The organism is Rhizomonospora bruguierae, assembly GCF_018397995.1.
In the GTDB taxonomy this organism is placed as follows: Bacteria; Actinomycetota; Actinomycetes; order Mycobacteriales; family Micromonosporaceae; genus Rhizomonospora; species Rhizomonospora bruguierae.
In genome coordinates this window covers 25,780-51,415 of the sequence record NZ_BBQH01000032.1, presented here as the reverse complement: position 1 = coordinate 51,415, position 25,636 = coordinate 25,780, and the positions used below count along the sequence as shown (strand labels likewise).

The following is a 25,636-nucleotide window of genomic DNA, read 5'->3' as shown; positions in this document are numbered from 1 at the left end:
CCGGTGAACGTCCGGACCGGCTCCCGTGCGGGCCTCGCGCGGCGGCGGAACACGCACCGCCCGCTCTACGCCCGGGTCCTCAACCTGCGCCACCTCAGGCCCGGCGGGCTGCTCTGCTTCCTGTACTTCGAGGGCTCCCTGGCGGTCGGCATCCTGCTGGCGCTCGTCGAGGTCATCCCGTGGTGGGGCATCCTCGTGCTGCCCGCGATCGTCGCCGCCATGGTCAAGATCAACGACCTGATCGCCGGACCGCTGGCCGGGACCGCGCCGGCCACCGGCCGGGGGCGCCAGGCGCCGGCGTCCCGCCAGATGACCGCGGTCGGCCGGGCCGTCGTGGCGGGGTCGCCGCCCGCGCCGCTCACCCCGGCCGCCCCGGGTGCGCCCGTCGCCGCGGCTGTGTCGGCTGTGTCGGCCGTGTCGGCGGAGGAAGCGGCCGGCCCGGGCACCCCGGCGGGCCTCGCCCAGGCCCGCGCCGCCACCACCGCCGCCCGCTACGACTCACCGCCGTCCGGGCAGCGCTACGGCAACTCGACAGCCTCCAGCGCGACCCGCTTCGGCGGCCCGCACGGCCACGAGACCGCGGATACCGGGCGGTGGCGGACCTCGCGCGAGAACTGGCCGATCGGCGACACCTGGGCGGGCGCTCGCGGCGCCGCCCGGGACGACGCCCCGGGCACCGGCCCGGCGGACGATCGGGGCGCCGACCGGCACGGATGGATGGAACGCGACACCTGGCCGGCGGGACACCACCGCACGGATGCCCCGGATTCCGAGCTTCGGGGTTCCGAGGCTCGGGGTTCCGGGGGCGATGCGCACGCGCTCGACGCGGCCCTTCGGCCGGCAGAGGCGCACCGCGTCGAGGAACTCCGGCAACCCGGCGCCCCGCGCGGCGAAGCGCCCCCATGGCCCCAGTTCGCGGAGCCAGCGGACGCGTCGGGTGGCGCACACCGCTGGCAACACCCAACGACCGACCACGACCCGACCGACGCCTGGCACGTCCCGGGCGCTGCGGGCGTTGATCGTGAAGCGACCGGCGAGTGGCAGACCGCCATGCCGGACCCAAGCGGTGACCGCTACGCCCCGGATGCCTGGCCCCCCGCCGAGCCGCCCGCAGCTGACGCTTGGCCCGCCGCCCAGCCACCCGCTGGCGACGTTTGGCCCGCCGCCCAGCCACCCGCCGCCGATGCTTGGCCCGCCGCCCAGCCGCCTGCTGGCGAAGCCGGGCACGGTGCCCAGCCTGCCGCCGCCCAGCCACCCGATGCTTGGCACGGCGCCCAGCCTGCCGCCACCGAGCCGCCCGCCGCTGACGCTTGGCCCGCAGCCCAGCCATCCGCCGCCGAGCCGCCCGCCGCAGGCGCCTGGCCCGCCGCTCAGCCTGCCGCCGCCCAGCCGCCGCCCGCCGCCGACGCCGGACACGCCGCGGAAACCGCTGCCAGCCCAGGGCATGCCTGGCCGCCACCCGCCGAACCCACCTACTCAGCGCCCGACCACGCCGTGCCGCCGAGCCATGCCGTGCCGAGCTATCCGGCGCTGAGCCATGCGGTGCCGTCGGAGCCGCGGGCGGACGAGGACGAATGGACGGCCGATGCCGTGCCGCCCGCCCCGGTCGGGTATACGACGGCGGAGCCGGCTCCCGAGCCGGCGGCGCCCGCTCCCGAACCAGGGCCGGAGGAGAACCTGCGGCAGTTCGCGGCGAGCGTGCGGGCCGCGGTGGAGGGGCATACCGCCAGCCCGATCGTCGCCCGCCGCCTGCCCGGCATCGACGCCCACGGCCGCCGGCCCGGAGCAGCTACCAGCGCCGGTGACGCCCACGGCCGCCGGCCTGGAGCGGCTACCAGTGCCGGTGACGCCCACGGGCGCCGGCCGGGAGCGACCGGGGCCGCGGGGGACGCCCACCGGCGCCGGCCCGGAGCGGTCGCGAACGCAAGCGAGCCAACCGGGCGCCGTACCGCAGCGACCGGGCGGCACGGGCAGCCGGGGAAGAACGGCAGCACCCACCGGTACCCGAAGGGCTAGGCGCGGCTCGACGCCGGCAGCGCCCGCTAGCCAGGCAGCGGCAGTGAGGCGCCCATCACCCGGTACGGGGTGTCGAAGCCGACGAAGCGGAAGGGGCCGGTGAGGTCGACGAAGCCGAGCGTGCGGTAGAGGTGGCGGGCGGGGGTCTCGCCCGCCTTGGCGCTGAGCAGGACGCGCGGCTCGGTGGCCTCGCCGCAGACCGTGGTGATCAGGGTGCGGCCGAGGCCGCGGCGCTGGTGGTCCGGGTGGACGTGCAGTTCGGTCAGCTCGAACGCGTCGCGCAGCCAGTCGGCGTGGCCGGCGGCGGCGAGGTGGGGTTCGATCTGGTTGGCCCACCAGCCTCCGTCCTGACCGGGGAAGCCGTAGCAGAAGCCGGTGAGCCGGTCGCCGGTGTCGAAGGCGCCGTAGGCGACGAGGCCGGGGCGCTGGGCGTGGCGGTCGAAGATGACGCCGCGCTCGCGGGAGTCGCGGGTGCTGAGACCGAAGGCGGCGGCCATGACGGCGACGGCGTCGGTCACCCGGTCGCTCAGGTCCAGGGGTGCGATGCGGGCAGGCGTCATGGCAGCCTCCAAACAGTCGACATACCGAACCAATAACCCGAAAGTTGCTCGCCAACGCCCCGGTTCAGGGCTGCGCCGCGCGCCCGCGACGAGTCCGAGCGCGCTCAACGAACGGCGCGGCGGGTGAGGGCAACGAAAAACGGGTACCGCGCGGACCGTGAACGGTCCGGGCAGTACCCGTCCGGGGCCGGGGCGGAACCCTCGGTGGCCGAGGAGTTCGCGCCGCGGTCAGGCGCTGAGCGACCCCAGCTTCTTGGCGATCGCGGACTTGCGGTTCGCGGCCTGGTTCGCGTGGATGACGCCCTTGCTGGCGGCCTTGTCGAGGGCGCGGGCGGCGGCGCGCTGGAGGGCGACGGCCTGCTCGGCGTCGCCGGCCGCGGCCGCCTCGTGGAACTTGCGGATGGCGGTCTTCAGCGACGACTTGACCGACTTGTTGCGCAGCCGGGCCTTCTCGTTCTGCCGGTTGCGCTTGATCTGGGACTTGATGTTCGCCACGCGACAGCCTCGTCCTAAAGCTCGGGTTCGATTTGCGGGTGCGGGGGACGGCGATATCAGCGCCTCCACACGCGATTTGCCAGGGTACCAGCCCGTCAGTCGCGCTCCAAAACGAGGTGCCTGACCAGGAACTCGGCGGTGTCGCCCATGGCCCGGGCCTCGTTCTCCCGCTTGGTGAAGCCGTGCCCCTCGTCCGGGTAGACGTCGTAGCGCACCTCGACGCCGCGCTCGCGCAGCCGGGCCACCACCTGGTCGCTCTCGGCCTGCGGGACGCGGGGGTCGTTCGCGCCCTGGATGACGAACAGCGGCGCGGTGATCGCGTCGGCGTAGGTGACGGGGGAGCGGGAGAGCAGGAAGTCGGCCTCGGTCTCCGGGTCCCCGATCATGACGCCCATCTGGGCGCGCCAGGTGGGCGGGCAGGAGCGGGTGAGGGTGACCAGGTTGCTGGGGCCGACGATGTCGACCCCGCAGGCCCAGTCGCGGTCGGGGAGCCGGCTCAGGCAGGAGAGCACGGCGAAGCCGCCGAACGAGGCGCCGAACACGCCGACGCGGGCCGTGTCCACCCAGGGCAGGGTGCGCAGGTGGTCGGCCGCGGCGGCGAAGTCGAGCAGTTCGGCGCCGCCCCAGTCGCGGTGGATGAGGCTCTGGTACGCCCGGCCGTAGCCGCTGGAGCCGCGCACGTTCGGCGCGAAGACGGCGATGCCGCGGGAGAGCAGGTACTGGTAGAGGCCGGAGTAGCTGTACGAGGGGCGCTCCTGCGCCTCCGGACCACCGTGGATGGACAGCAGCACCGGGAAGGGGCCGTCCCCGGCCGGGCGGTAGAGCCAGGCGGGGATCTGCCGGCCGTCGGCGGTGGGGTAGGAGACGGCGGTGGGCTCGACGCGGGGCAGGTCACCACCGACCGGCGCCGTGTCGGTCACCCAGCGCACCGTGCCGCCCCCGCTGCCGGCGCCCTCGATGTCGAGGACGGCGACGTTGGTCGGGTTGGCGCCGGTGGCGACGAGCACGGCCACCCGGCGGCCGGCGGCGTCGACGGACACGGCCAGGGCCTGGCACGGCGGCAGCGGCGGTACCGGCAGGTCGGCGCCGGTGACGAGGTCGCGGGCGTGCAGTTCGGAGGCGCCACCGGCGTTCACGGACCAGACCAGTACCCGGCCGTCCGCGGACAGGTCAACGTGCTCGACGTCCCACTCCGGGGTCTCGACCCAGTGCAGGTTGCCGTCCGGCACGTCGTACCGGGCCAGCCCGACGAAGTCCCGGCCGGCGTCGGTGAGCAGGAAGAAGCCGCTCCCGTCGGCCGCCCAGGGGCCCGGCTCGACCTTGGCCGGCGCGGCCGCGTCCAGCGGGAAGATCCGGGTGGGCTCGGCGCCGTCCGCCACCCCGCACAGGTAGACCACCTGGTCGGTGTTGCTGCGCATGACGACGGCGGTCATCCGCTTGCCGTCCGGCGAGAACGGGCCGGCGAAGACGAAGCCGCCGCCGGCGTACACGCGGTGGGTCTCGCCGGTGGTCAGGTCCCGCACGAGGACGTCCTGGTGCGCCGGGTCGCGGTCGTTGGCGCCGTAGGAGACCCAGCGGCCGTCCGGGGAGACCTCGCCGAGGTGGTGTTGCACCCTGGGGTGGTCGGTCACCGTGACCACCTCGCCGCCGCCGGCCGGGACCCGGCGTACCTGGTGGAACTCGTCGCCGTGGGTGTCGGCGGAGAACAGCAGCGCGGTGCCGTCCGGGGTCCAGGCGAACACGCGCACGGTGCTTTCCGTGTAGTCGGTCAGCCGCACCGCCGCGCCGCCCTCGGACGCGTCCTGCACCACCAGGTTGAACTGCCCCGAGGCGTTGTCGGAGTAAGCCACCCGCGCGCCGTCGGGCGAGATCGCCACGGTGGGGGCGAAGCGCCGGTCGGGTCGATAGTCCGCGTATCCCGTCATGGCCGCCGAAGTTAGCGCTCCGGGCACGGGCCCACCACCCCCTCCGGGGTGTCCGCCGGGTCGCAGCGCGCGCCGGCGCGGCGTCCGGGGCGGCGCCGGGGGCAGCGCGATGGCGGGCATGGGAGCATTGAGGGCAGGCGCCCGCCCCCAGGCGCCATGATTTATCTGGGGACCGTCCCCGAGCAGCGCCGAGACGAAGGACGAGCGTGAACACTCCCGGTGCCACGGATCCGGGCCGCATCCGGAACTTCTGCATCATCGCCCACATCGACCACGGCAAGTCGACGCTGGCCGACCGGATGCTGCAGCTGACCGAGGTGGTGGACGCCCGGCAGATGCGGGCGCAGTACCTGGACCGGATGGACATCGAGCGCGAGCGCGGGATCACCATCAAGAGCCAGGCGGTCCGGATGCCGTGGACCGTGCGGGAGGGCGCGAACGCGGGCGACAGCGCGGTCCTCAACATGATCGACACGCCCGGGCACGTGGACTTCACCTACGAGGTCTCCCGGAGCCTGGCCGCGTGCGAGGGCGCGGTGCTGCTGGTCGACGCGGCGCAGGGGATCGAGGCGCAGACCCTCGCCAACCTGTACCTGGCGCTAGAGAACGACCTGCACGTCATCCCGGTGCTCAACAAGATCGACCTGCCGGCCGCGCAGCCGGAGAAGTACGCCGAGGAGTTGGCCCGCCTGATCGGCGGCGAGCCGGAGGACTGCCTGCGGGTGTCCGGCAAGACCGGCGAGGGCGTGTCGCACCTGCTGGACGAGATCGTCCGGCAGTTCCCGGCGCCCACCGGGGAGGCGGGTTCGCCGGCCCGCGCGATGATCTTCGACTCGGTCTACGACGTGTACCGGGGCGTGGTCACCTATGTCCGGGTGATCGACGGAAAGATCGAGGCCCGGGACCGGATCAAGATGATGTCCACCGGTGCCGTGCACGAGCTGCTGGAACTCGGTGTGATCTCGCCCGAGATGGTCAAGGCGCCGGCGCTGGGTGTGGGCGAGGTGGGCTACCTGATCACCGGCGTGAAGGACGTGCGCCAGTCCCGGGTCGGCGACACGGTGACCATCAACGCCCGGCCAGCGGCCGACGCGCTGGGCGGGTACAAGGATCCGAAGCCGATGGTGTACTCGGGCCTGTATCCGATCGACGGCTCGGACTACCCGGCCCTGCGGGACGCGCTGGACAAGCTCAAGCTGAACGACGCGGCCCTGTCGTACGAGCCGGAGACGAGCGGCGCGTTGGGCTTCGGCTTCCGCTGCGGCTTCCTCGGCCTGCTCCACCTGGAGATCATCCGGGAGCGGCTGGAGCGCGAGTTCAACCTCGACCTGATCTCCACCGCCCCGAACGTCGTGTACCGGGTGATCATGGAGGACGGCGTGGAGCACGTGGTCACCAACCCGAGCGAGTTCCCGGCCGGCAAGATCGGTGAGATCCACGAGCCGGTGGTGCGGGCGACCGTGCTGACCCCGAACGACTTCGTCGGTGCGGTGATGGAGCTGTGCCAGGGCCGCCGCGGCACCCTGCTCGGCATGGACTACCTGTCCACCGACCGGGTCGAGTTGCGCTACACGCTGCCCCTCGCGGAGATCATCTTCGACTTCTTCGACCAGCTCAAGAGTCGCACCAAGGGGTACGCGAGCCTGGACTACGAGCCCAGCGGCGAGCAGCGGTCCGATCTGGTCAAGGTGGACATCCTGCTGCACGGCGAGCCGGTGGACGCGTTCTCGGCGATCGTGCACAAGGACAAGGCGTACAACTACGGCGTGTCGATCGCCGGCAAGCTGCGCGCGCTGATCCCGCGCCAGCAGTTCGAGGTGCCGATCCAGGCGGCCATCGGCAGCCGGATCATTGCCCGGGAGACGATCCGGGCGATCCGCAAGGACGTGCTCGCCAAGTGCTACGGCGGCGACATCAGCCGCAAGCGCAAGCTGCTGGAGAAGCAGAAGGAGGGCAAGAAGCGGATGAAGATGGTCGGCCGGGTGGAGGTGCCGCAGGAGGCGTTCATCGCCGCCCTGTCCACCTCGGAGGGGCCCGCCGACAAGTCCGGCAAGAAGTGACCACCGGCGCCCGCTTCTGCCCGCGCTGCGGTGGCGCGCTCGCCGGCCCGCCGCCCACGGCCTGCCCGCACTGCGGGTACGCGATGTTCGTCAATGCCCGGCCCACGGCGAACCTGATCCTGCTGGACGGCGACGGGCGGTTCCTCAGCGTGCGCCGCGCGATTCCGCCGCGGGCCGGGTTGTGGGAACTGCCCGGCGGTTTCTGCGACGGTTGGGAGCATCCGGCCGACGCCGCCGTCCGGGAGGCCCGCGAGGAACTCGGCATTGACGTCGAACTGGGGGAGCTGGTCGGCCTCTACATAGGCAGCTACGAGTACCAGAATGAGCTGCTCCCGGTTCTGGACGCATACTTTATCGGCCACGCGGCCGAGCCGACGATCACTCTGAACGCGGCCGAAGTATCTGATATGGCCTGGTTTGACCTGGCGGATCCGCCGCCGATGGCCTTCGAGTCGATGGATCGGGCATTGCGCGACGCGGCCAAGGTCCGGTAGCGGGAGTTTGGCTTCTCGGACGCCCGGGCACTTAGCCGGCAGCACCGAAACACCCCCTGACTGAGGAGGAATCGTGACTGTCGCCGGCATAATTTCGGCCCTGATCGTGGGCCTCATCATCGGCGCCCTGGGGCGCCTGGTCGTGCCCGGCCGTCAGAACATCCCGGTGTGGATGACGATCCTGATCGGTATCGGCGCGGCCCTGCTGGGCACCGTGATCGCGCGGGCCGCGGGCATCGCGGACACCGCCGGGTTCGACTGGATCGAGTTCTTCATCCAGGTCGTCCTGGCCGCCGTGGGCGTCGCCCTGGTGGCCGGCGCGGCCGGGCGGCGCAGCATCACCCGGTAACCGCGCAAACCGGTGCTTCACGGGCTCCTGACCGATCGGTCAGGAGCCCGTAGGCTGTCCGGGTGAGCCGGCCGGCGGGAGGCCGGTCAGGTATCGATACCGTCGCGGGATCTTCCGGTGAAGGAAGTTTTCCTACTATCGTTCGCCGCAGTAGGTAAGTTCCGTGCGAGCGGCGAGGGAGACAACCGTGAGGACGTTGAGGTGGTTGGCCGCGGCGTCGGCCCTGGCCCTGCTCGCCGGCTGCGGCGGCGGCTCAGGCGGCGACGGGGCCGGCGCGGACACCGGCAAGCTCACCGTGTGGATGATGGGCGAGGGTGGTGCGGCCCAGAACAGCTTCCTGGACTCGGTGAAGGCCGAGTTCACGACCAAGCACCCGGACACCGAGGTGGACGTCCAGTACATCCCGTGGCTGGAGGCGCCGAAGAAGTTCGCCACCGCGCTGGCCGGCGGCTCCGGCGGACCGGACATCACCGAACTGGGCAACACCGAGACCCAGGGCTGGGCGGCGCAGGACGCGCTCGCCGACCTCACCGACAAGCTGGCCGGCTGGTCCGAGGGCAAGGATCTGCTGCCGAACCTGGTCAAGAACGCCCAACTGGACGGCAAGCAGTACGGCATCCCCTGGTACGCCGGGGTGCGCGCCATCTACTACCGGGCCGACTGGTTCGGCGAACTGGACGTCAAGCCGCCGACGACCTGGGCCGAACTGGTCACCGCCGCCCGCACCGTGCAGGAGAAGAAGAAGGGCGTCTACGGCTTCGCCGTGCCGGGCAACTCGGAACTGCCGTTCTACTCGTTCCTCTGGGGCGCCGGCGGCGAGATCGCCACCAGGGACGGCGACACCTGGAAGTCCGGGTACGACACCCCGGCCGCGCGCAAGGCGGTCGACTTCTGGACCGGCCTGGTGACCCGCGAGAAGGTCGCGCCCCCGGCCGCCGCCACCTGGACCGAAGTGGACGCGCAGAAGCAGTTCGCCACCGGCACGGCGGCCATGACCATCGCCGGTAGCTGGTCGCAGACCTCGATGCTCAAGGCGAACCCGGACATCGACAAGTCCTGGGGCACCGTGCCGATCCCGGGCGAGGCCGGCGGCGCCGCGCCCGCCTTCGCCGGCGGCTCCGACATCGCCATCTGGAAGGACAGCAAGCGCCAGGAACTCGCCTGGGACTACCTGACCATCCTGCTGAACAAGCAGAACAACCAGAAGTGGGCGGACAGCCTCAAGTTCTTCCCCGTGCACGGCGACCTGGTCAGCGGCGGCACGTACACCAGCGACAAGATCATGGCGGCGTTCGCCACCGCCATGCAGAACACCCGGCTGACCCCGATCACCCCGCAGTGGGTGGAGGTGAGCCGGAACCGGAGCGTCACCCAGACCATGAACAGCTCGGTCATGAAGGGCCAGAAGACGGTGGACCAGGCGGTCAAGGAGGCGGCCACCGAGATGGACCAGCTCCTCAACAAGAAATGACGGCACCACCCACGCTGACGCCGGCGGCGCGGGGCGGGCCGGCTGCCCTACCTGCTCCTGCTGCCCGGCCTGGTGATCATCGGCGGGCTGCTGCTGTGGCCGCTGGCCCAGGTCGCCTGGATGTCCCTGCACGACCTGGGCCTGCGCCAGCTACGCGGCGACCAGCCGTGGCCGTGGGCGGGCGCGGACAACTACCTCGAGATCCTCGGGGACCCGTTCTTCCGGACGGTGCTGCGCAACACGGTCCTGTTCGCGGCGGCGAACGTGCTGCTCACGATGGTCCTCGGCACGCTCGTCGGGCTGCTGCTGAACCGGCTCGGCCGGCGGATGGCGACCGTTGTCGCAAGCGCCGTGCTGCTCGCCTGGGCCACCCCCGCGATCACCGGCGCGATCGTCTGGAAGTGGCTGTTCGACGACACCAGCGGGCTGGTCACCTGGCTGTTCAACGCGCTGCCCGACGGACTTTCCCGGGCCCTGTTCGGCCACGCCGACTGGACCGGCTACGGCTGGTTCAACTCGCCGTTGACCTTCTTCACGATCCTGACCCTGGTGGTGGTCTGGCACTCGTTCCCGTTCGTCGCGGTGAGCGTCCTGGCCGGGCTCAAGAGCGTCCCGGCGGAACTGCTGGAGGCGGCCCGGGTCGACGGGGCCGGCCCCTGGCGCACGTTCTGGCAGATCACGTTCCCGCTGCTGCGCCCGGTCTTCGGCATCCTCGTCGTGCTCTCCACGATCTGGGACTTCAAGGTCTTCACCCAGCAGTTCGTGCTCGCCGGCGGCACCCAGGACCGGTCCACCTACATGCTGGCCATCTACTCGTACGCGGTGGCCTTCTCGCCGCCGCCCAAGTACGGGCTGGGCTCGGCGATCGCGGTGATCCTCACGCTGATCCTGCTCGCCGTGACCGCCGTCTACGTGCGCATGGTGCTGCGCCAGGAGGAGGGAGCGTGAGCGGGAGGAGCGCCCGGCGCGCACTCGCGAACGAAAGGCAGGCGCTGTGAGGCGCCGGTGGTGGTCGCGGGCGGCGGCCAACGCGGCCGGGGTGCTGGTCGCCCTGTTCGCCGTGTTCCCGGTGTTCTGGATGGTCTCCACCTCGCTCAAGCCCAACCGGGAGATCTTCTCCGCCACGCCGCAGCCGGTGCCGCACCACCCCACCCTCCAGCACTACCGGGACGTGCTCGGCGGCGATCTGCTGCCGGGGGTCGGGTTCGGCAGCTTCTTCCGCAACAGCGCGATCGTCGCGGTCGCCACGGTGCTCGCCGGCTCGCTGGTCGCCCTGCTCGCCGCGACCGCGGTCGCCCGCTACCGGTTCCGGTTCCGCACGGCGTTCCTGGTCATGCTGCTGGTGGTGCAGATGGTGCCGCTGGAGGCGCTGGTCATCCCGCTGTTCCTGATGATTCGCCGGCTCGGCCTCTACGACACCCTGGCCAGCCTGATCCTGGTGTATCTGGCGTTCTCGCTGCCGTTCGCGGTCTGGATGCTGCGCGGCTTCGTGGCGGCGGTCCCGCGGGACCTGGAGGAGGCCGCCGAGATGGACGGGGCCAGCCGCTGGCAGACCTTCTGGCGGGTGCTGCTCCCGCTGGTCGCGCCGGGGCTGGTCGCCACCAGCATCTTCTCGTTCATCACGGCATGGAACGAGTTGATCTTCGCGCTCACGTTCCTCAGCGACGAGGGGAAGTACACGCTGCCCGTGGCGATGACGTTCTTCTTCGGCCGGGACGACACCGCCTGGGGCGCCGTGATGGCGGCGTCCACCCTGCTCACGCTGCCGGTGATGGTGTTCTTCCTGGTCGTGCAGCGGCGGATGGTGTCGGGCTTGGTCTCCGGGGCCGTCAAAGGATAGGGCCCCCGGCGTACCGGGGGCCCGTCACCAGCGGGTTCAGCGGAGCCAGGGGATGGAGCGGTCCAGCAGGCCGCGCTGCTTCAGCTCCTTGCGCAGCGGGATCTCGTCGTCGATGTACCCGTCCCAGTTGATGCCCCAGTAGTTCGCCGTGTGCGTGCCCTCGCCCAGCAGCTGGCGCTGTACCGGCGTGCGGTTGGCGTACCACTCGCTCTCGCGGTTGACCGGCATGTCGTCCAACTGGCGGATCCAGCGGTAGGTGTACCCGACGAACAGCATCTTGCGGGTCACGTCCGACAGGTTCGTGGAGCGCGAGTGCCACAGCCGCCGGTCGAAGACGAACGCGTCGCCCGGGTTGGCGGTGATCTCCACCGTGCCCTCCGGGTCCGGGTTCTGGACGGTCAGGTCCTTCGGCCGGTCCAGCGAGTTCCACAGGTGGCTGCCCGGGATCACCTTCGTCGCGCCCCGGCCAGTGGTGGACAGGTCCGACAGCACGTACGCCACCTTCAGCGAGAACATCGGCCGCGGGAGGTTCGGGTCCATCGTCTCCGGGTCCGAGTTCTGCCGGTACCCGTCCTGGTGCCAGCCCCAGTAGGGCTTCTCCGGCTCCAGCGCGGGCGGCGTCACGTCCAGGTGGTTGTGGTGCGTGTAGATGTTCCAGCCGGCCAGGCCCCACAGGTACGGGAACGTGGTCGGGTGGGTCAGCAGCTCGCCGAACAGCTCGTCGCGGGTCAGGAAGCCGAGCAGGTGGACGGTGCCGTCCTTGGTGCCCCTGCCGGCCGCGATCTCCTCCGCGTAGACCCGGTCGACCGCCTCTTCCAGGCGGGCGCGGTGGTCGTCGGTGAGGACGTTGCGCAGCAGCAGGAACCCCTGCTCGTGGAATTCCTTGCGCTCGACTTCGCCGATCGGCTCGTAGCCGGTGAGGGCGCCTTGGTCGGCGGTGGCGGTCATCTTCCTCCCCTTTGAACGGGCCTCGTACGTGGTGTAGCGAAGCCCTCGGAGGGCACGCCAGCAGCGATCGTAACGCGAGACGCTCGTCCATCCGCGATCACGATGGCGCCTTGACGGGATCATCCTCGGAACTTCACGGCGGCGGATTCGATCTTTCACGGCCGGTCAGGCGACGGGCGCGAACGGTGACGATCCGCGCGGACGGCGGCCGTCCGGCGCCGGGAATGGGGAGGTATGCCGGTTTGTGCGATCACTGCGGGTTAACGGGACAACGTGCACGGCCCGTCACGCATCGGCGTAGACCTCGGCCAGAACCGACCCGTCACCGGCGGCCTCCGAGTCCTTCGCCGTGTTCCAGACGCCCTTGCCGGCGGTCCACTGGAGGGTGCCGAAGCGGACCCGGCGCACCCCGTGGTCCTCGGCGTGCGCGACCAGCCAGTGCGCGTACTGCCAGCCCGCCCGCGCGTCGGGCGCGCCGACGCTCAGGCCCAGCGCGTCCGGCTGGGCCACCGCGGGCAGGTCGCCCCAGTCGAGTCGCAGGGCCTCGGCGACCGCGCGCGCCGCCGCGCCGCCGCGCACCTTCGGGGTGTTGCCCAACTCGCAGGCGACCGCGCCGGTGGCCTTGCCGAGCAGCGCCTCGGCCAGCACCACCGACTGGTCGGCCCAGCGCTCGTACGCCTCCGGGTAGGCCGAGCGCTGCACCCGCTGGGCCGCGTCGGTGACCCGCATCTTCTCCCAGCCCTTGACCTTCTTCAGGGCGGCGTAGAACGTCGCGGCCGAGTACCGGGGATCGTTGATCTGCTCCGGGGTGCCCCAGCCCTTGCTGGGCCGCTGCTGGAACAGGCCGAGCGAGTCGCGGTCGCCGTGGCGCAGGTTCTCCAGCCGCGACTCCTGGTACGCGGTGGCCAGCGCGATCACCACCGCCCGCTCGGGCATGCCGTCGCGGACCCCGATCGCGGTGATCGTGGCCGCGTTGGCCATCTGCGTGACGTCCAGGGTCACCTGGCCGCCGGCCCGCACGGTGCACGACGGGGTCCGCGGGAGGGGCAGGTCGCTCACCCAGGTCCTGCCGGCCCAGACGCCCAGCGCCGCCACGGCGGCCAGCGCGGCGACCCCACCGACCACACCCTTACGCACCGTCACCCCCACCAGATTTGGTCAACCAATGTACCGCCCGCCCAACGGCGTTCACAGCGCCTCACCGGCCACGATTCGGGCGTCACGGAATCCAGGACGGGTCCCGCCGCTCGCGGAACGCGGCCACCCCTTCGCGCCCCTCCACGGAGCGGAAGTACCCGCTCGACAGGGAGGTCAATACCGCCGCGTCGTCACGGACAGTATCGGCGGGTCGGCGGCGCAGTAGGTCCTTGGTGCCGGCGAGCGCCTTCGGCCCGCCGCGTGCCAGGGCCGCGCAGTACCGGTCCACGGCCGCGTCCACCTCCCCGGCCGGCACGGCGGCCGTGACCAGCCCGATCTCGGCCGCCCGGCGACCGTCGAAGACCTCGCCGGTCAGGTACAGCTCGGCGGCCGCCCGGGGCGCGACCCGGCGCAGCACGGTGCTGGAGATGACCGCGGGGATGACGCCCAGCCGCACCTCGGAGAACGCGAACGTGGCGTCCTCGGCGCACACGGCGAGGTCGGCGGCGGCGATCAGGCCGAGGCCACCGGCGCGGGCCAGACCGCCGATCCGGGCGACCACCGGCTTCGGGCACTCCCACACGGCGGCCAGCAGGCCACCGAGCCGGTCGGCCGGGAGCGTCCGACCCTGCGCGGCGGTCTCGGCGAGGTCCACCCCCGAGCAGAAGACGGAGCCGGCGTGGGACAGCACGATCACCCGTACCGCGTCGTCGCCGGCGGCCGCGGCGAGCGCGTCCGCCACCTCCTCGATCAGGGCGAGGGACAGGGCGTTGCGCCGCTCCGGCCGGTTGAGCGTGAGCGTCGCCACGCCGGCGGCGGTGGCCGTGGTGAGAGTGGGACTGGTCATGCCGGCAGACTAGAGGGCGTGCCAGGTCTGCCCCCCGAGGGCGAGCCCGTACCCCGCGACGGCTCGCTGCCCGCGTCCGCCCTGACCACCACCGGTGGCCGGGGCTTCGGCGTGTACCTGCACGTGCCCTTCTGCGCCAGCCGCTGCGGGTACTGCGACTTCAACACGTACACGGCCGGCGAGTTGGGCGGCGGGGAGGCGCAGGCCGGCTACGTGGAGGCGGTGCTGGCCGAGGTGCGGCTGGCGACCCGGGTGCTCGCCGGGAACCCGCCGCCCCGGGTGGAGACGGTCTTCGTCGGCGGCGGGACGCCCACCCTGCTGCCCCCCGACGACCTGGCCCGGCTGCTCGCCGCGATCGACGACGCCTGGGGCCTGGCGCCGGACGCCGAGGTCACCACCGAGGCCAACCCCGAGTCGGTGTCGATCGCCTCGCTCAAGGCGCTGCGCTCCGCCGGGTACACCCGGGTGTCGCTGGGCATGCAGTCGGCGGCCCCGCACGTGCTGGCGCTGCTGGACCGCCGGCACACGCCCGGCCGGGCGGTCGCCGCCGCGCTGGAGGCCCGGGACGCGGGCTTCGACCACGTGAACCTCGACCTGATCTACGGGACGCCGGGCGAGCGCGCCGAGGACTTCGCCGCGTCGCTGGCCGCGGTGCTGGCCGCGGGCGTGGACCACGTCAGCGCGTACGCCCTGATCGTGGAGGAGGGGACGCGGCTGGCGGCGCGGGTCCGGCGGGGCGAGATCCCCCAGCCGTCGGACGACGTGGCCGCCGACCGGTACCTCGCGGCCGAGGCGGCGCTGACGGCGGCGGGGCTGAGCTGGTACGAGGTGTCGAACTGGGCCCGCTCCGGGGCGGACCGCTGCCGGCACAACCTGCTCTACTGGACCGGCGGTGACTGGTGGGGCCTCGGCCCGGGCGCGCACAGCCACGTGGGCGGGGTCCGCTGGTGGAACGTGCGCCACCCGCGCGCCTACGCGGCGCGGCTGGCCGGTGGCGAGTCGCCGGGGCACGCGCGGGAGATCCTCACCGCGGGCGAGCGGCACATGGAGGAGGTCATGCTCCGGCTGCGGCTGGCCGAGGGGCTGCCGCTGGGCGTGCTGAACCCGGCGGGGCGGGCGGCTGCCGCCCGCGCCCGGGCCGACGGCCTGCTGGCCGGCGACGCGTTCGCCGCCGGCCGGGCGGTGCTGACGCTGCGCGGCCGGCTGCTCGCCGACGCGGTCGTCCGCGACCTGCTCTAAACAGGCGACCCGCTCTGCGCGGGTGACCCGCAGCCCGGGAAGGCGGCCCACGCTCAGGAGGCGGCCCGCGGGCCCGGGGAGAGGCGGCCCGCGCTCGGAGGGCGGCCCCGACGCGGGAGCGCCGGGGCACGCCTCACTTGATGAAGGACACCGACATCGGGTACTTGTACAGCTGCCCCTCGTTGGCCTTCACGCCCGCGATGATCCCGAAGATGATCTGGATCGCGAACACGATGAGGCTCGGGATGAACAGCATGCACCAGCTCACGAACAGCAGCACGAAGGCGATGATCGACCAGAGGATCTGGAAGTTCAGCGCCGCGACGGCGTGCGCGCGCACGGCCGGCGACTGCTGGCCCTTGGCCACGTAGCTGATCAGCGGGCCGACGAAGCCGAGCGGCCCGAAGCTGATGAAGGCGCCCAGGGCGCCGCCGAAGTGGGCGATCAGCGCCCACGTCTTGTCGTCGTTCGTGGCGTAACCGGCCGGCGGGGCACCCGCGTAGCCGGGCCCCCCGTACCCACCGGGTGGCGGCGGCTGGTAGCCGCCGGGCGGCCCCGACGACGGGGGCGGCGGGTAGGACGGGGCGTCGTACTGTGGCCCGGTCGACGGCGGGGGAGCGTAGCCGGACGCGGGCGCCTCGCCCGACGTCGATGACGGGGACGGGGGTTGTGGCGGGGAGGTCGGATCCTCTCCCGGGGGGCGAGGTGGTTCGGTCATGCCCGCCACCGTAAGTGGCCAGATCAACCCGCGCCAGACGCCACTCTGGCTATTTGTCGACACTCTGGTGCTCATGGGCGCGTAGCGGTCATGGTGCTGAGCGGTCACGGTGCAATCGGTCATGGTGGACGCCGGTCAGGGTGCGCACGGTCATGGTCGAACCGGGGTACCAGGACTTAGACTGGCACTCACTACGGGCGAGTGCCAGCGGGTAGCGGAGGGAGGTGGCGATGAGCCTCGACGACCGGAAGTTGGACGTTCTGCGGGCCATCGTCGAGGACTACGTCGCCACCCAGGAGCCGGTCGGCAGCAAGGCCCTGGTCGAGCGGCACCACCTGGGCGTCTCCCCGGCCACCGTGCGCAACGACATGGCGGTGCTGGAGGAGGAGGGCTACATCCGCCAGCCGCACACCAGCGCCGGCCGGGTGCCCACCGACCGCGGGTACCGGCTGTTCGTGGACCGGCTGTCCAGGGTCAAGCCGCTGTCCCCGGCCGAGCGCCGGGCGATCGAGCGGTTCCTGGTCGGCGCGCTGGACCTGGACGACGTGGTGCACCGCACGGTCCGCCTGCTCGCCCAGCTCACCCGGCAGGTCGCCGTGGTGCAGTACCCGAGCCTGTCCCGCTCGTCGGTGCGCCACCTGGAACTGGTGCCGATCTCCACCACCCGGCTGATGCTGGTGATGATCGCCGACACCGGCCGGGTCGAGCAGCGCCTGGTGGAGCTGCCCACCCCGATCACCGCCGACGACGTCACCGACCTGCGCCGCATGGTCAACGAGAAGCTGGCCGGCGCGCGGATGGCCGAGACGCCGCCGCTGGTCGAGGCCCTGGTCGAGGAGTCCCCGCCGGTCCTGCGCGGGGCCATGACCATGCTCTCGACGGTCCTGCTGGAGACCCTGGTCGAGCGGCGGGACGAGCGGATCGCCCTGGCCGGCACCGCGAACCTCACCCGCGGCGGGCTGCTGGACTTCCAGGGTTCGCTGCGCCCGATCCTCGAGGCGCTCGAGGAGGAGGTCATCCTCCTCAAGCTGATCGGGGAGGTGGAGCCGACGAGTACCCTTCGGGTACGCATCGGCGACGAGAACGAGTTCGAGGACCTGCGGTCCACATCGGTGGTCAGCACCGGGTACGGCCCCGGCCCGGTGATCGTCGGTGGCCTGGGGGTGCTGGGCCCGACGCGCATGGACTACCCCGGAACCATCGCCACGGTCCGCGCCGTGGCACGCTACGTGGGCGACCTGTTGGCACAGAACTGATTCTTCTCCCCTACAAGCTTCCAACGGTGCGAAGAGAGACATGAGGACACCGGACGCAGTGGCCAAGGACTACTACGGGATCCTGGGGGTGCCCCGGGACGCGACCGCCGACGACATCAAGCGGGCCTACCGCAAGCTGGCCCGCCAGTACCACCCGGACGTGAACCCAGACCCGGTGGCGCAGGAGAAGTTCAAGGACATCAACGCCGCGTATGAGGTCCTCTCCGACGACCAGAAGCGCCAGATCGTGGACCTCGGCGGCGACCCGCTCGCCCCGGGCGGCGGTGGCGGCCCCGGCGCCGGCGCGGGCGGCCCGTTCGTCGGCTTCCAGGACATCATGGACGCGTTCTTCGGCGCGAGCGGCGGCGCGACCCGCGGCCCCCGCCCGCGCACCCGGCCGGGTGCCGACGCGATCCTCCGCCTCGACCTGGACCTGGCCGAGACCGCGTTCGGCGTCGAGGCCCCGATCACGGTCGACACCGCCGTGCTGTGCACCACCTGCACGGGGGCCGGTACCGCCGCGGGTACCCACCTGGCCACCTGCGAGGTGTGCGGCGGCCGGGGCGAGGTGCAGTCGGTGCAGCGCACCTTCCTGGGGCAGGTCGTCTCGTCCCGCCCGTGCGCCGCCTGCCAGGGCTACGGCACCACCATTCCGCACCCGTGTTCCACCTGCGGGGGCGACGGCCGGGTCCGCACCCGCCGGTCGCTGACCGTGAAGATCCCCGCCGGCGTCGAGGACGCCATGCGCATCCGGCTGGCCCAGCAGGGCGAGGTGGGCCCGGGCGGCGGCCCGCCCGGCGACCTGTACGTGGAGATCCACGAGCGCCCGCACGACGTGTACTCCCGCAAGGCCGACGACCTGCACTGCCGGGTGACGGTGCCGATGACCGCGGCCGCCCTGGGCACCCGGCTGACCATCAAGACGCTGGACAGCGAGGAGCAGGTCGACGTCAAGGCCGGCACCCAGCCCGGTTCGACGCTGCGCATCCGTGGCAAGGGCGTACCGCACCTGCGCGGTCAGGGCCGCGGCGACCTGTACGTGCACCTGGACGTGCGCACGCCGACGAAGCTGGACGCGGAGCAGGAGCGGGTGCTGCGGGAGTTCGCCACGTCCCGGGGTGAGGAGGTCGCCGAGCTGTCCAAGCAGGCGGGCTTCTTCTCCCGCATGCGGGACGCCTTCAACGGGCACGCCTAACGGGTGTCAGCTCCGCTGTTCCTCGTCCCGGCCCTGCCGGACGGGCCCACGTACACGCTCACCGGTCCGGAGGGGCACCACGCCGCCTCCGTGCAGCGGCTGCGCCCCGGCGAGGTCGTGGTGCTCGCCGACGGCCGGGGAGGCACGGCCGACGCGACGGTCGTCGCCCCCGGCAGGGGCGGCAAGGGCGCCCTGGCCCTCAGCGTCACCGGCCGGCGGTACGAGGAGCCGCCCGATCCCCGGCTCGTGGTGGTGCAGGGCATCGCCAAGGGGGAGCGGGGAGAACTCGCCGTGCAGGCGATGACCGAGGCCGGCGTCGACGAGATCGTCCCCTGGGCGGCGAGCCGCTCGGTCGCGCTGTGGCGCGGGGAGCGCGGCGAACGGTCCCGCGAGAAGTGGGCGGCGACCGCCCGGGAGGCGGCGAAGCAGGCGCGCCGGGCCTGGGTGCCGCCGGTGACCGAGCAGGCGGCCACCAGACACGTGGTCAAGCGGCCGAACCTGCTCGTCCTCCACGAGGAGGCGACCGACCGCCTGTCCGGTGTGGAGCTACCCGCGACCGGCGAGATCACCCTCGTCGTCGGCCCCGAGGGCGGCATCAGCCACGACGAGGTGGACGCGTTCCGCGAGGCGGGCGGCCGCACCGTCCGGCTCGGGGCGAGCGTCCTGCGCACGTCGACCGCGGGGGTGGCGGCGATCGCGGTCCTCTCCGCCCGGCTGGGTCGCTGGTGACCGCCGCCGCGGCTGGAGGCTACTCGAAGAGGCTGAACCGGCGCCCCGGCTGTTCCCGGTGCCGCGCGGCCCGCCGCCGGAACACCACCACCGTATCGACAATGGCGACGACGGCCAGCAGGCTCAGGATGACGGCCGCCCAGATGATGCCGCCCAGCGCGGCGAAGACGCCGAGCACGGCGCAGCTCACGGCGCCGAACAGGGCCAGGACCAGGCGCAGGTTGAGCGCGCTGTACGGGTGGCCGATCGTGCCGCGCCGGCCGCTCGGCTGTGATCTCATGGCCATAGCTACGGGTACCCCCTGGGCCCGCCGCCCTAACCCGCGTCGAAGGTGCAGCTCACCCGCGGGTCGGTGAGGCTGTGCGACGCCTCGGCCCGGTACGTGCCGGCCACCGTGCGCCAGCCGCCGGCCCAGACCTGCAACGCCCGTTCCGGGATCGGGATGGTGACCGCCACGGTTTCGCCGGGCGCCGCCTCGACCGTCGCGAAGCCGGCGAGCCACCGGGCGGGCCGGTCCCCGTCCGGGGCGGTCGGGCCGATGTAGAGCTGCACGACCTCCCGGCCGCGCCGCCCACCGGAGTTGCGTAGCCGCACCACGGCCTGCCGCGCGCCGGTCACCCGCACCGATTCGTACGCCCAGGTCGTGTACCCGAAGCCGTGCCCAAAGGGGAACAGCGGCGCCCTTCCGGACCGCTCCCACGCCCGGTACCCGATGAACACGCCCTCGTCGTAGGCGACCTCCCCGTTCTTCGGCGTGACCGACAGCACCGGGCAGTCCTCGGTCGCGCCCGGCCAGGTGGTCGGCAGCCGGCCACCCGGTTCGGCGGCGCCGAGCAGGACGTCCGCGAGCGCGGCGCCGCCCTGCTGGCCGGGGAACCACACGAGCAGGATCGCCGCCACGTCGTCCGCCCACGGCATCAGCACCGGTGAGCCGGCGTTCACCACCACGACCGTGCGCGGGTTGGCGGCGGCGACCCGGGCCACCAACTCGTCCTGCCGGCCCGGCAGGGCCAGATGGGTGCGGTCGAAGCCCTCGGACTCCACCTCCTCGGTGGTGGCGACCACGACCACGGCCACGTCCGCGGCGGCCGCGGCGGCGACGGCCTCCTCGATCAGCTCGTCCGGCGCGGCCATCGGGGCGCGGTGCCCGAGGTGGAGCACGGCCGTGTCGAATGCCTCGACGTTGCCCATCTCCCGGCCCAGCACCACCCGGACCGGCCGGCCGGCGGTCAGCTCCACGCCGACCCGGTGCTCCGGCGGGGCCAGGAACGCCACGCCCAGGTCGTCGTTCTCCGGTGCCAGCGGGCCCGCGTACAACGACTGCCCGTCCACGGTCAGCGTGTACGTGCCGACCCCGCGCACCGACAGTTCGTGCCGCCCGGTCACCTCCGGCGTGAACCGCCCCACCAACTCCACCGTGGACACCTCCGCCAGCGGCGCGTCGCCGGGCAGGTGCCCCTGGTACCGGGCGGTGGCCACGGGCAGCTTCCCGGTGTGCAGCACGGCACCGCCCGCGGCGCGCAGCACCACGGAGACGCCGGGCTCGCCGTCCAGATTCGTCCACTGAGGACCGCCGGCCGGTGGCAGGGTGGCCGCCGGGTCGGCGCCGAGCGCGTACGTGAGCCGGTCGCCCAGGGCCGCGGTGAGCGCCTCCAGCGGGGAGACCACGTGCCCGGGGAACACCTGCGCCGAGCCGCCGCCCTGCTCGCGGGCGTCCCGGGCGGCGGCGCCGATCAGGGCGACCGTCTCGGTGCCGCCGACCGGCAGTACCCCGTCGTTGCGGGCCAGCACGAACGAGCGGGCGGCCAGCTCGCGGGCCACCGCGTCCGGGTCGACGGGGGCCGGCGGCTGTGCCACCACCGGTGACACCCCCTCCAGCGCGCCGGTGCGGGCGGCGAGCAGCAGCACCCGGCGCACCTGGTCGTCGACCACCGATTCGGGGACCTCACCGGCGCGGACCGCCGCGACCAGCGCCGCACCCCACGGCCCACGCGGGCCCGGCATCGCTATGTCCGTGCCGCCGGGCGCCGCGGCGACGCTGCGGGCCGCGGTCCAGTCCGACACCACCGCGCCGTCGAAGTCCCACTCTCCCTTCAGGAGCCCGTGCTCAAGCTCGCGGTGCTCGGTCATCGTCGTGCCGTTCACCGAGTTGTACGCGGCCATCACGCCCCACCCGCCGGCCTCCAGCACGACCGCCTCGAACGGGAGCAGGTAAAGCTCCCGCAGCGCCCGCTCGGAGACCAGCACGTTCGCGGTGAACCGCTGCGTCTCGAAGTCGTTGGCGACGTAGTGCTTGACCGTCGTGCCGACCCCCTGCTCCTGCACCCCGCGCACGTACCCGACCGCGATCCGCGCCGTGAGCAGCGGGTCCTCCGAGTACGCCTCGAAGTGCCGGCCGCCGAGCGGGCTGCGGTGCAGGTTCACGGTCGGCGCGAGCAGGACGTGCACCCCCTTGCGCCGGGCCTCCTGCCCGAGCACCCGCCCGGCCAGGCGCGCCAGGTCCGGCTCCCACGTGGCGGCCAGCGCGGTCGGGCTGGGCAGCGCCACGGCGGGATCGTCCGGGGTCCACTGCACGCCCCGCACGCCGATCGGCCCGTCCGACATCACCAGCGAACGCAGCCCGATCGCCGGGATGGGCGGCAGGCTCCACGTGTCCTGGCCGGTCAGCAGGTGCACCTTGGTCGGTAGGTCCAGGGCCGCGATCGCCCGCTCGATGACCTCCCGGTACCGCTCCCGATCCGACCCCATGCCCGCCTCCCGACTGGTGCCCATCGATCAGCGAACGCTAACCCACCACCCGCCGACCGCCATACCCCCACGCCTCCAGCAGAGCTGCCAGCGGTGCCGGGTGGGAGCCGGAGCGGTGAGCGAACGGTCGCCAGCCGGCCTGGCGGCGCCTCGATGGCCGGCTCCGACCGTTAGCATCCGCTGGGTGAACGACACCTGCATCTTCTGCCGCATCGTTGCCGGCGAGATCCCCGCGACCGTGGTCCGGGAGACCGATACCACCCTGGCCTTCCGCGACATCGCGCCGAAGGCGCCGGTGCACATCCTGGTGATCACCAAGGCGCACCACCCGGACGTGGCGACGCTGGGCCACGCGGACCCCGCGCTGGCCGGCGACCTGCTGGCGGCGGCGGCGGACGTGGCGGAGCGGGAAGGGCTGCGCGGCGACGGCTTCCGGCTGATGTTCAACACCGGCGAGTACGGCGGCCAGGAGGTCGACCACGTGCACGCGCACCTGCTCGGCGGGCGCCCGCTCGGCCCGATGCTGGTGACCGGGTGAGCGGCACCGACCGGCTCGCCCGCATGGTGCGGGCGGCGCAGGCCGACCACCGGGTACCGGGGCTGGCGGCCGCGCTGACCCGCGTCGACCGGCCGCTCTGGACCCTCACCGTCGGCGGCTCCGGCACCGAACGGCCGCTGGACGACGACACCCGGTTCCGGATCGGGTCGATCACCAAGACCTTCACCGCCGTGCTGGTCATGCAGTGCCGCGACGACGGCCTGCTGGACCTGGACGACCCGGTCGACGCGCACCTGGAGGTGCCGTCGCACGGCGAGTTGACCATCCGGCGGCTGCTGTCGCACACGTCCGGCCTGCAACGGGAGCCGCACGGCGACGTGTGGGACACGCTGCGGGCGCCGGACCTGCCGGGGCTGCTGGCGGACCTGGCCGGGGCCGAGCAGGTGCTCCCGCCGGGCCGGCGGTTCCACTACTCGAACCTGGCGTTCGCCCTGCTCGGGCACGCCGCCGCCCGGCTGCGCGGCGGGCCGTGGGCGGAGGTGGTCGCGGACCGGATCCTCACCCCGCTGGGGCTGACCGGCACCGGGGCCGAGCCCGGTCCCACCGCCGCGCAGGGGTACCTGGTCGACGCCTTCTCGGACCACGCCCGCCCCGAGCCGCCGACGGACTTCGGCGCCGTCGCCCCCGCCGCGCAGTTGTGGGGTACCGCGACGGACCTGGCGCGGTGGGCGGCGTTCCTGGCCGACCCGGAGATGGTGGACCCGCAGGCCCGGGTGCTGCGCCCGTCGACGCTGGACGAGATGCGCTGGCCGGCGACGGTCCGGGACGAGACGGTGTGGAGCGGCGGCGTCGGCCTCGGGCTGCTGCTCTCGCCGCGCGGCGGCCGGGTGATGCACGTGGGGCACGACGGCGCCATGCCGGGGTTCCTCGCCACCGCCTACGGCCGGCGGGGCGGCGGCCGGGACACCCCCCGCGGCCTCGGCTGCGCGATGCTGCTCTCCTCGGGTACCGCCGCGCACGCCCTGGACCTGGTCAACGACCTGCTCACGGTGGCCGTCGAGGACGATCCGGCCGACATCGCCCCCTGGCTGCCCGGGGAGCCGGTGCCGCCGGAGTACGCCTCGGTGCTGGGTCGCTGGTGGGGCGAGGGGTACGAGTACGTGTTCCTGTGGCGCGACGGCGCGTTGCAGGCCCGCGGCGCGAGCGACCCGGCGGACGCCCCGTCCACCGTCTTCGAGCCGGTGGCGGGCGAGCCGGACCGGCTGCGTAGCGTGACCGGGCGGGAGGTCGGTGAACTGCTGCGCCTCACCCGGGACGCGGACGGAACGGTTGTCCGCCTGCACTGGGCGACATACCGGTTCACCCGGGGGCAGGAGTCGTTCGGTGGCGGGTGAGCGCGGCCCGAAATTGGGCGCGCTGGTCCCGGCCTTGGACGGATACCATGGAATGCCGCAACCATCGCCCTACCGAGGGCGGGGCACGAGAGCGAGAGCAGGTGCAGGGGCCGAAGGCCGCGCTATGACCGATACGCCACAGGCCACCGGCCACGCGCCGGGACAGACCCGGGTACAGACGCGCATCACCGTCGCCGACCCGCGGATCATGGTGAACCTGCTCGGACCGGGCGACGAGATCCTGCGGTTGGTCGAGCGCTCGGTCGCCAGCGACGTGCACGTGCGCGGCAACGAGATCACGGTGACCGGGCCGCCGGCCGAGAACGCGCGGGCCGAGCGGCTGTTCGCCGAGCTGATCGAGTTGATCGACAATGGGGAGACGCTGACCACCGATGCCGTCCGGCGCACCGTCGGCATGCTCGAGCAGGACACCACCGAACGCCCCGCCGACGTGCTCACGCTCAACATCCTGTCCCGGCGCGGGCGCACCATACGCCCCAAGACGCTGAACCAGAAGCGGTACGTGGACGCGATCGACGCGCACACGATCGTCTTCGGGATCGGCCCCGCCGGTACCGGCAAGACCTACCTGGCGATGGCCAAGGCCGTGCAGGCGCTGCAGGCCAAGCAGGTCAACCGGATCATCCTGACCCGGCCGGCGGTCGAGGCGGGCGAGCGGCTGGGCTTCCTGCCCGGCACGCTCTACGAGAAGATCGACCCGTACCTGCGCCCGCTGTACGACGCGCTGCACGACATGCTGGACCCGGAGACGATTCCCCGCCTGATGCAGGCCGGAACCATCGAAGTGGCTCCGTTGGCCTACATGCGGGGCCGCGCGCAGCCGCTGACCGCGAAGGTGCTCACGCCCGACGGCTGGCGGCAGATCGGCGATCTCGCCGTGGGGGATCTGGTGGTCGGGTCGAACGGCCTGCCGACGCCGGTGCTCGGCGTATATCCGCAGGGCCGCAGGCAGGTCTACCGGGTGGTTACCCAGGACGGCGCGGAGACACTCGCCTGCGGTGAGCACCTGTGGACGGTGCGGACCCCGGACGACCGCAGCCACGACCGCGGCGCCCGGGTCGTCCAGACCCAGGACATGATCGGCAACCTGCGCCGGGGCGGCGTCCACCGGTACGAGTTGCCGCTGGTCGCTCCGGTCCAGTTCGTGCCGCAGGACGTGCCGATGGACCCGTACGCGCTGGGCCTGATGCTCGGTGACGGCTGCCTGACCGGTACCACCACCCCTGCCTTCTGCACCGCCGACGCCGAGTTGGCCGAGGCGCTGGAGGCGGCGCTGCCCGGCATCGAGTTGTACCGCAAGAGCGAGGTGGACTACGTCCTGCGCAACGCCAACGGCTCACGCGGCGGCGTCATCACGGTCAACCCCGTCATGGCCGCGCTGCGGGAACTGGGGCTCGCCGGAACCCGGTCCGGGACGAGGTTCGTGCCCGAGGTCTACCTGCGCAACAGCGCCGAGGTCCGCCTCGCGCTGCTCCAGGGCCTGTTCGACAGCGACGGCGGCCCGGTGACGCAGCGCGGCCGGAGCTGCCGCATCCAGTACACGACCTGCTCCGAGCGGCTCCGTGACGATGTGCTGTTTCTGGTCCGGTCACTCGGCGGGGTGGCGTACTGGCGGCACCGGCCGGCCGCGGGTCGCAAGCCGGGCCTGGCCGTGCTTTACCGCAGCGACGCCTTCGTGATGGACATCCGGCTGCC

The 25,636-nt window shown here is 72.9% G+C and carries 22 protein-coding genes and 2 pseudogenes; 15 read left to right on the top strand and 9 right to left on the bottom strand.

What is annotated here, in order from left to right; translation table 11 throughout:
• On the top strand, nucleotides 1–2,016 hold a 2,016-nt coding region (locus tag KJS59_RS32280; RefSeq protein ID WP_213454056.1), incomplete at its 5' end, for a hypothetical protein.
• A gap of 26 nt (nucleotides 2,017–2,042) precedes the next feature.
• Here the strand turns inward: KJS59_RS32280 and KJS59_RS17905 are convergent.
• The 3 genes from KJS59_RS17905 to KJS59_RS17895 all read right to left on the bottom strand — a co-directional run bounded on the left by KJS59_RS17905 (nucleotide 2,043) and on the right by KJS59_RS17895 (nucleotide 4,996).
• Nucleotides 2,043–2,576: a GNAT family N-acetyltransferase gene (locus KJS59_RS17905; RefSeq protein ID WP_213454055.1), complete on the bottom strand. Its 534-nt coding sequence runs from the start codon at nucleotides 2,574–2,576 to the stop codon at nucleotides 2,043–2,045.
• Nucleotides 2,577–2,804: 228 nt separating this feature from the next.
• Nucleotides 2,805–3,071: a 30S ribosomal protein S20 gene (gene rpsT / locus KJS59_RS17900; RefSeq protein ID WP_213454054.1), complete on the bottom strand. Its 267-nt coding sequence runs from the start codon at nucleotides 3,069–3,071 to the stop codon at nucleotides 2,805–2,807.
• Nucleotides 3,072–3,166: 95 nt separating this feature from the next.
• Complete coding sequence (locus KJS59_RS17895) at nucleotides 3,167–4,996, bottom strand: S9 family peptidase (protein WP_213454053.1); 1,830 nt, start codon at nucleotides 4,994–4,996, stop codon at nucleotides 3,167–3,169.
• A 206-nt stretch (nucleotides 4,997–5,202) separates the two neighbouring features.
• Between KJS59_RS17895 and lepA the strand changes: the two genes are divergently transcribed.
• The 6 genes from lepA to KJS59_RS17865 all read left to right on the top strand — a co-directional run bounded on the left by lepA (nucleotide 5,203) and on the right by KJS59_RS17865 (nucleotide 11,210).
• Nucleotides 5,203–7,056 (top strand): translation elongation factor 4, encoded by a 1,854-nt coding sequence (lepA, locus tag KJS59_RS17890; protein WP_213454052.1) that lies wholly within the window; start codon nucleotides 5,203–5,205, stop codon nucleotides 7,054–7,056.
• Nucleotides 7,053–7,550, top strand: coding sequence for an NUDIX domain-containing protein (locus KJS59_RS17885; RefSeq protein WP_213454051.1), 498 nt, complete (start codon nucleotides 7,053–7,055; stop codon nucleotides 7,548–7,550). Before lepA ends, KJS59_RS17885 begins: the two co-directional genes overlap by 4 nt.
• Before the next feature lie 73 nt (nucleotides 7,551–7,623).
• Nucleotides 7,624–7,899 (top strand): GlsB/YeaQ/YmgE family stress response membrane protein, encoded by a 276-nt coding sequence (locus KJS59_RS17880; protein WP_213454050.1) that lies wholly within the window; start codon nucleotides 7,624–7,626, stop codon nucleotides 7,897–7,899.
• Between the two features lie 187 nt (nucleotides 7,900–8,086).
• The gene (locus tag KJS59_RS17875; RefSeq protein WP_249714363.1) at nucleotides 8,087–9,370 is read left to right on the top strand and encodes an extracellular solute-binding protein; all 1,284 of its coding nucleotides are present in this window, start codon (nucleotides 8,087–8,089) and stop codon (nucleotides 9,368–9,370) included.
• Between the two features lie 72 nt (nucleotides 9,371–9,442).
• A complete protein-coding gene (locus tag KJS59_RS17870; protein WP_249714361.1) occupies nucleotides 9,443–10,318 on the top strand; it encodes a carbohydrate ABC transporter permease in 876 nt (291 codons plus the stop codon).
• Between the two features lie 46 nt (nucleotides 10,319–10,364).
• The gene (locus KJS59_RS17865; RefSeq protein WP_249714359.1) at nucleotides 10,365–11,210 is read left to right on the top strand and encodes a carbohydrate ABC transporter permease; all 846 of its coding nucleotides are present in this window, start codon (nucleotides 10,365–10,367) and stop codon (nucleotides 11,208–11,210) included.
• 36 nt (nucleotides 11,211–11,246) lie between these two features.
• Here the strand turns inward: KJS59_RS17865 and KJS59_RS17860 are convergent, their stop codons facing one another.
• From KJS59_RS17860 to KJS59_RS17850, 3 genes are all read right to left on the bottom strand, one after another.
• The gene (locus KJS59_RS17860; RefSeq protein ID WP_213454049.1) at nucleotides 11,247–12,158 is read right to left on the bottom strand and encodes a phytanoyl-CoA dioxygenase family protein; all 912 of its coding nucleotides are present in this window, start codon (nucleotides 12,156–12,158) and stop codon (nucleotides 11,247–11,249) included.
• Nucleotides 12,159–12,443: 285 nt separating this feature from the next.
• On the bottom strand, nucleotides 12,444–13,307 hold the full coding sequence (locus KJS59_RS17855) for a hypothetical protein (protein WP_456316013.1): 864 nt from the start codon (nucleotides 13,305–13,307) through the stop codon (nucleotides 12,444–12,446).
• Between the two features lie 70 nt (nucleotides 13,308–13,377).
• The gene (locus KJS59_RS17850) at nucleotides 13,378–14,142 is read right to left on the bottom strand and encodes an enoyl-CoA hydratase-related protein (RefSeq protein WP_213454047.1); all 765 of its coding nucleotides are present in this window, start codon (nucleotides 14,140–14,142) and stop codon (nucleotides 13,378–13,380) included.
• A gap of 18 nt (nucleotides 14,143–14,160) precedes the next feature.
• Here KJS59_RS17850 and hemW point away from each other — a divergent pair, with 18 nt between their 5' ends.
• A complete protein-coding gene (hemW, locus tag KJS59_RS17845; RefSeq protein ID WP_213454046.1) occupies nucleotides 14,161–15,381 on the top strand; it encodes a radical SAM family heme chaperone HemW in 1,221 nt (406 codons plus the stop codon).
• Between the two features lie 133 nt (nucleotides 15,382–15,514).
• Here the strand turns inward: hemW and KJS59_RS17840 are convergent, their stop codons facing one another.
• Complete coding sequence (locus tag KJS59_RS17840; protein WP_213454045.1) at nucleotides 15,515–16,099, bottom strand: DUF4870 domain-containing protein; 585 nt, start codon at nucleotides 16,097–16,099, stop codon at nucleotides 15,515–15,517.
• Between the two features lie 230 nt (nucleotides 16,100–16,329).
• Here KJS59_RS17840 and hrcA point away from each other — a divergent pair, with 230 nt between their 5' ends.
• Genes hrcA through KJS59_RS17825 form a run of 3 tightly spaced genes read left to right on the top strand, consistent with a single transcriptional unit; the run spans nucleotide 16,330 to nucleotide 19,279 of the window.
• Nucleotides 16,330–17,355 carry a heat-inducible transcriptional repressor HrcA gene (gene hrcA, locus KJS59_RS17835; RefSeq protein WP_213454044.1) on the top strand — a complete coding sequence of 342 codons (1,026 nt, stop codon included), beginning with the start codon at nucleotides 16,330–16,332 and terminating at the stop codon, nucleotides 17,353–17,355.
• A 58-nt stretch (nucleotides 17,356–17,413) separates the two neighbouring features.
• Nucleotides 17,414–18,550: a molecular chaperone DnaJ gene (dnaJ, locus tag KJS59_RS17830; protein ID WP_213454088.1), complete on the top strand. Its 1,137-nt coding sequence runs from the start codon at nucleotides 17,414–17,416 to the stop codon at nucleotides 18,548–18,550.
• A gap of 3 nt (nucleotides 18,551–18,553) precedes the next feature.
• Nucleotides 18,554–19,279: a 16S rRNA (uracil(1498)-N(3))-methyltransferase gene (locus tag KJS59_RS17825; protein WP_213454043.1), complete on the top strand. Its 726-nt coding sequence runs from the start codon at nucleotides 18,554–18,556 to the stop codon at nucleotides 19,277–19,279.
• Nucleotides 19,280–19,298: 19 nt separating this feature from the next.
• Here the strand turns inward: KJS59_RS17825 and KJS59_RS17820 are convergent, their stop codons facing one another.
• Nucleotides 19,299–19,559 carry a DUF6343 family protein gene (locus KJS59_RS17820; RefSeq protein ID WP_249714357.1) on the bottom strand — a complete coding sequence of 87 codons (261 nt, stop codon included), beginning with the start codon at nucleotides 19,557–19,559 and terminating at the stop codon, nucleotides 19,299–19,301.
• Between the two features lie 35 nt (nucleotides 19,560–19,594).
• Entirely contained in the window at nucleotides 19,595–22,051 is a 2,457-nt protein-coding gene (locus KJS59_RS17815; protein ID WP_249714355.1) for a beta-glucosidase, read from the bottom strand.
• Nucleotides 22,052–22,211: 160 nt separating this feature from the next.
• Here KJS59_RS17815 and KJS59_RS17810 point away from each other — a divergent pair, with 160 nt between their 5' ends.
• From KJS59_RS17810 to KJS59_RS32030, 4 genes and pseudogenes are all read left to right on the top strand, one after another.
• Entirely contained in the window at nucleotides 22,212–22,565 is a 354-nt protein-coding gene (locus tag KJS59_RS17810; protein ID WP_213454041.1) for an HIT domain-containing protein, read from the top strand.
• A 23-nt stretch (nucleotides 22,566–22,588) separates the two neighbouring features.
• On the top strand, nucleotides 22,589–23,920 hold the full coding sequence (locus KJS59_RS17805) for a serine hydrolase domain-containing protein (RefSeq protein WP_213454086.1): 1,332 nt from the start codon (nucleotides 22,589–22,591) through the stop codon (nucleotides 23,918–23,920).
• 124 nt (nucleotides 23,921–24,044) lie between these two features.
• Nucleotides 24,045–24,755: pseudogene (locus tag KJS59_RS31270) on the top strand (PhoH family protein); the annotation flags it as partial.
• Nucleotides 24,744–25,577 (top strand): annotated as a pseudogene (locus tag KJS59_RS32030) (LAGLIDADG family homing endonuclease); the annotation flags it as partial. The pseudogenes KJS59_RS31270 and KJS59_RS32030, both read left to right, overlap by 12 nt.
• Between the last annotated feature and the right edge of the window lie 59 nt (nucleotides 25,578–25,636).

What these genes read in the sequence shown, in the direction of transcription:
- KJS59_RS17905 (WP_213454055.1), bottom strand. Translation starts at nt 2,576, where the DNA reads ATGACGCCTGCCCGCATCGCACCCCTGGACCTGAGCGACCGGGTGACC.
- KJS59_RS17860 (WP_213454049.1), bottom strand. Translation starts at nt 12,158, where the DNA reads ATGACCGCCACCGCCGACCAAGGCGCCCTCACCGGCTACGAGCCGATC.
- hrcA (WP_213454044.1), top strand. Translation starts at nt 16,330, where the DNA reads ATGAGCCTCGACGACCGGAAGTTGGACGTTCTGCGGGCCATCGTCGAG.
- KJS59_RS17815 (WP_249714355.1), bottom strand. Translation starts at nt 22,051, where the DNA reads ATGGGCACCAGTCGGGAGGCGGGCATGGGGTCGGATCGGGAGCGGTAC.
- KJS59_RS17840 (WP_213454045.1), bottom strand. Translation starts at nt 16,099, where the DNA reads ATGACCGAACCACCTCGCCCCCCGGGAGAGGATCCGACCTCCCCGCCA.
- KJS59_RS17895 (WP_213454053.1), bottom strand. Translation starts at nt 4,996, where the DNA reads ATGACGGGATACGCGGACTATCGACCCGACCGGCGCTTCGCCCCCACC.
- KJS59_RS17820 (WP_249714357.1), bottom strand. Translation starts at nt 19,559, where the DNA reads ATGAGATCACAGCCGAGCGGCCGGCGCGGCACGATCGGCCACCCGTAC.
- KJS59_RS17805 (WP_213454086.1), top strand. Translation starts at nt 22,589, where the DNA reads ATGGTGCGGGCGGCGCAGGCCGACCACCGGGTACCGGGGCTGGCGGCC.
- KJS59_RS17850 (WP_213454047.1), bottom strand. Translation starts at nt 14,142, where the DNA reads ATGACCAGTCCCACTCTCACCACGGCCACCGCCGCCGGCGTGGCGACG.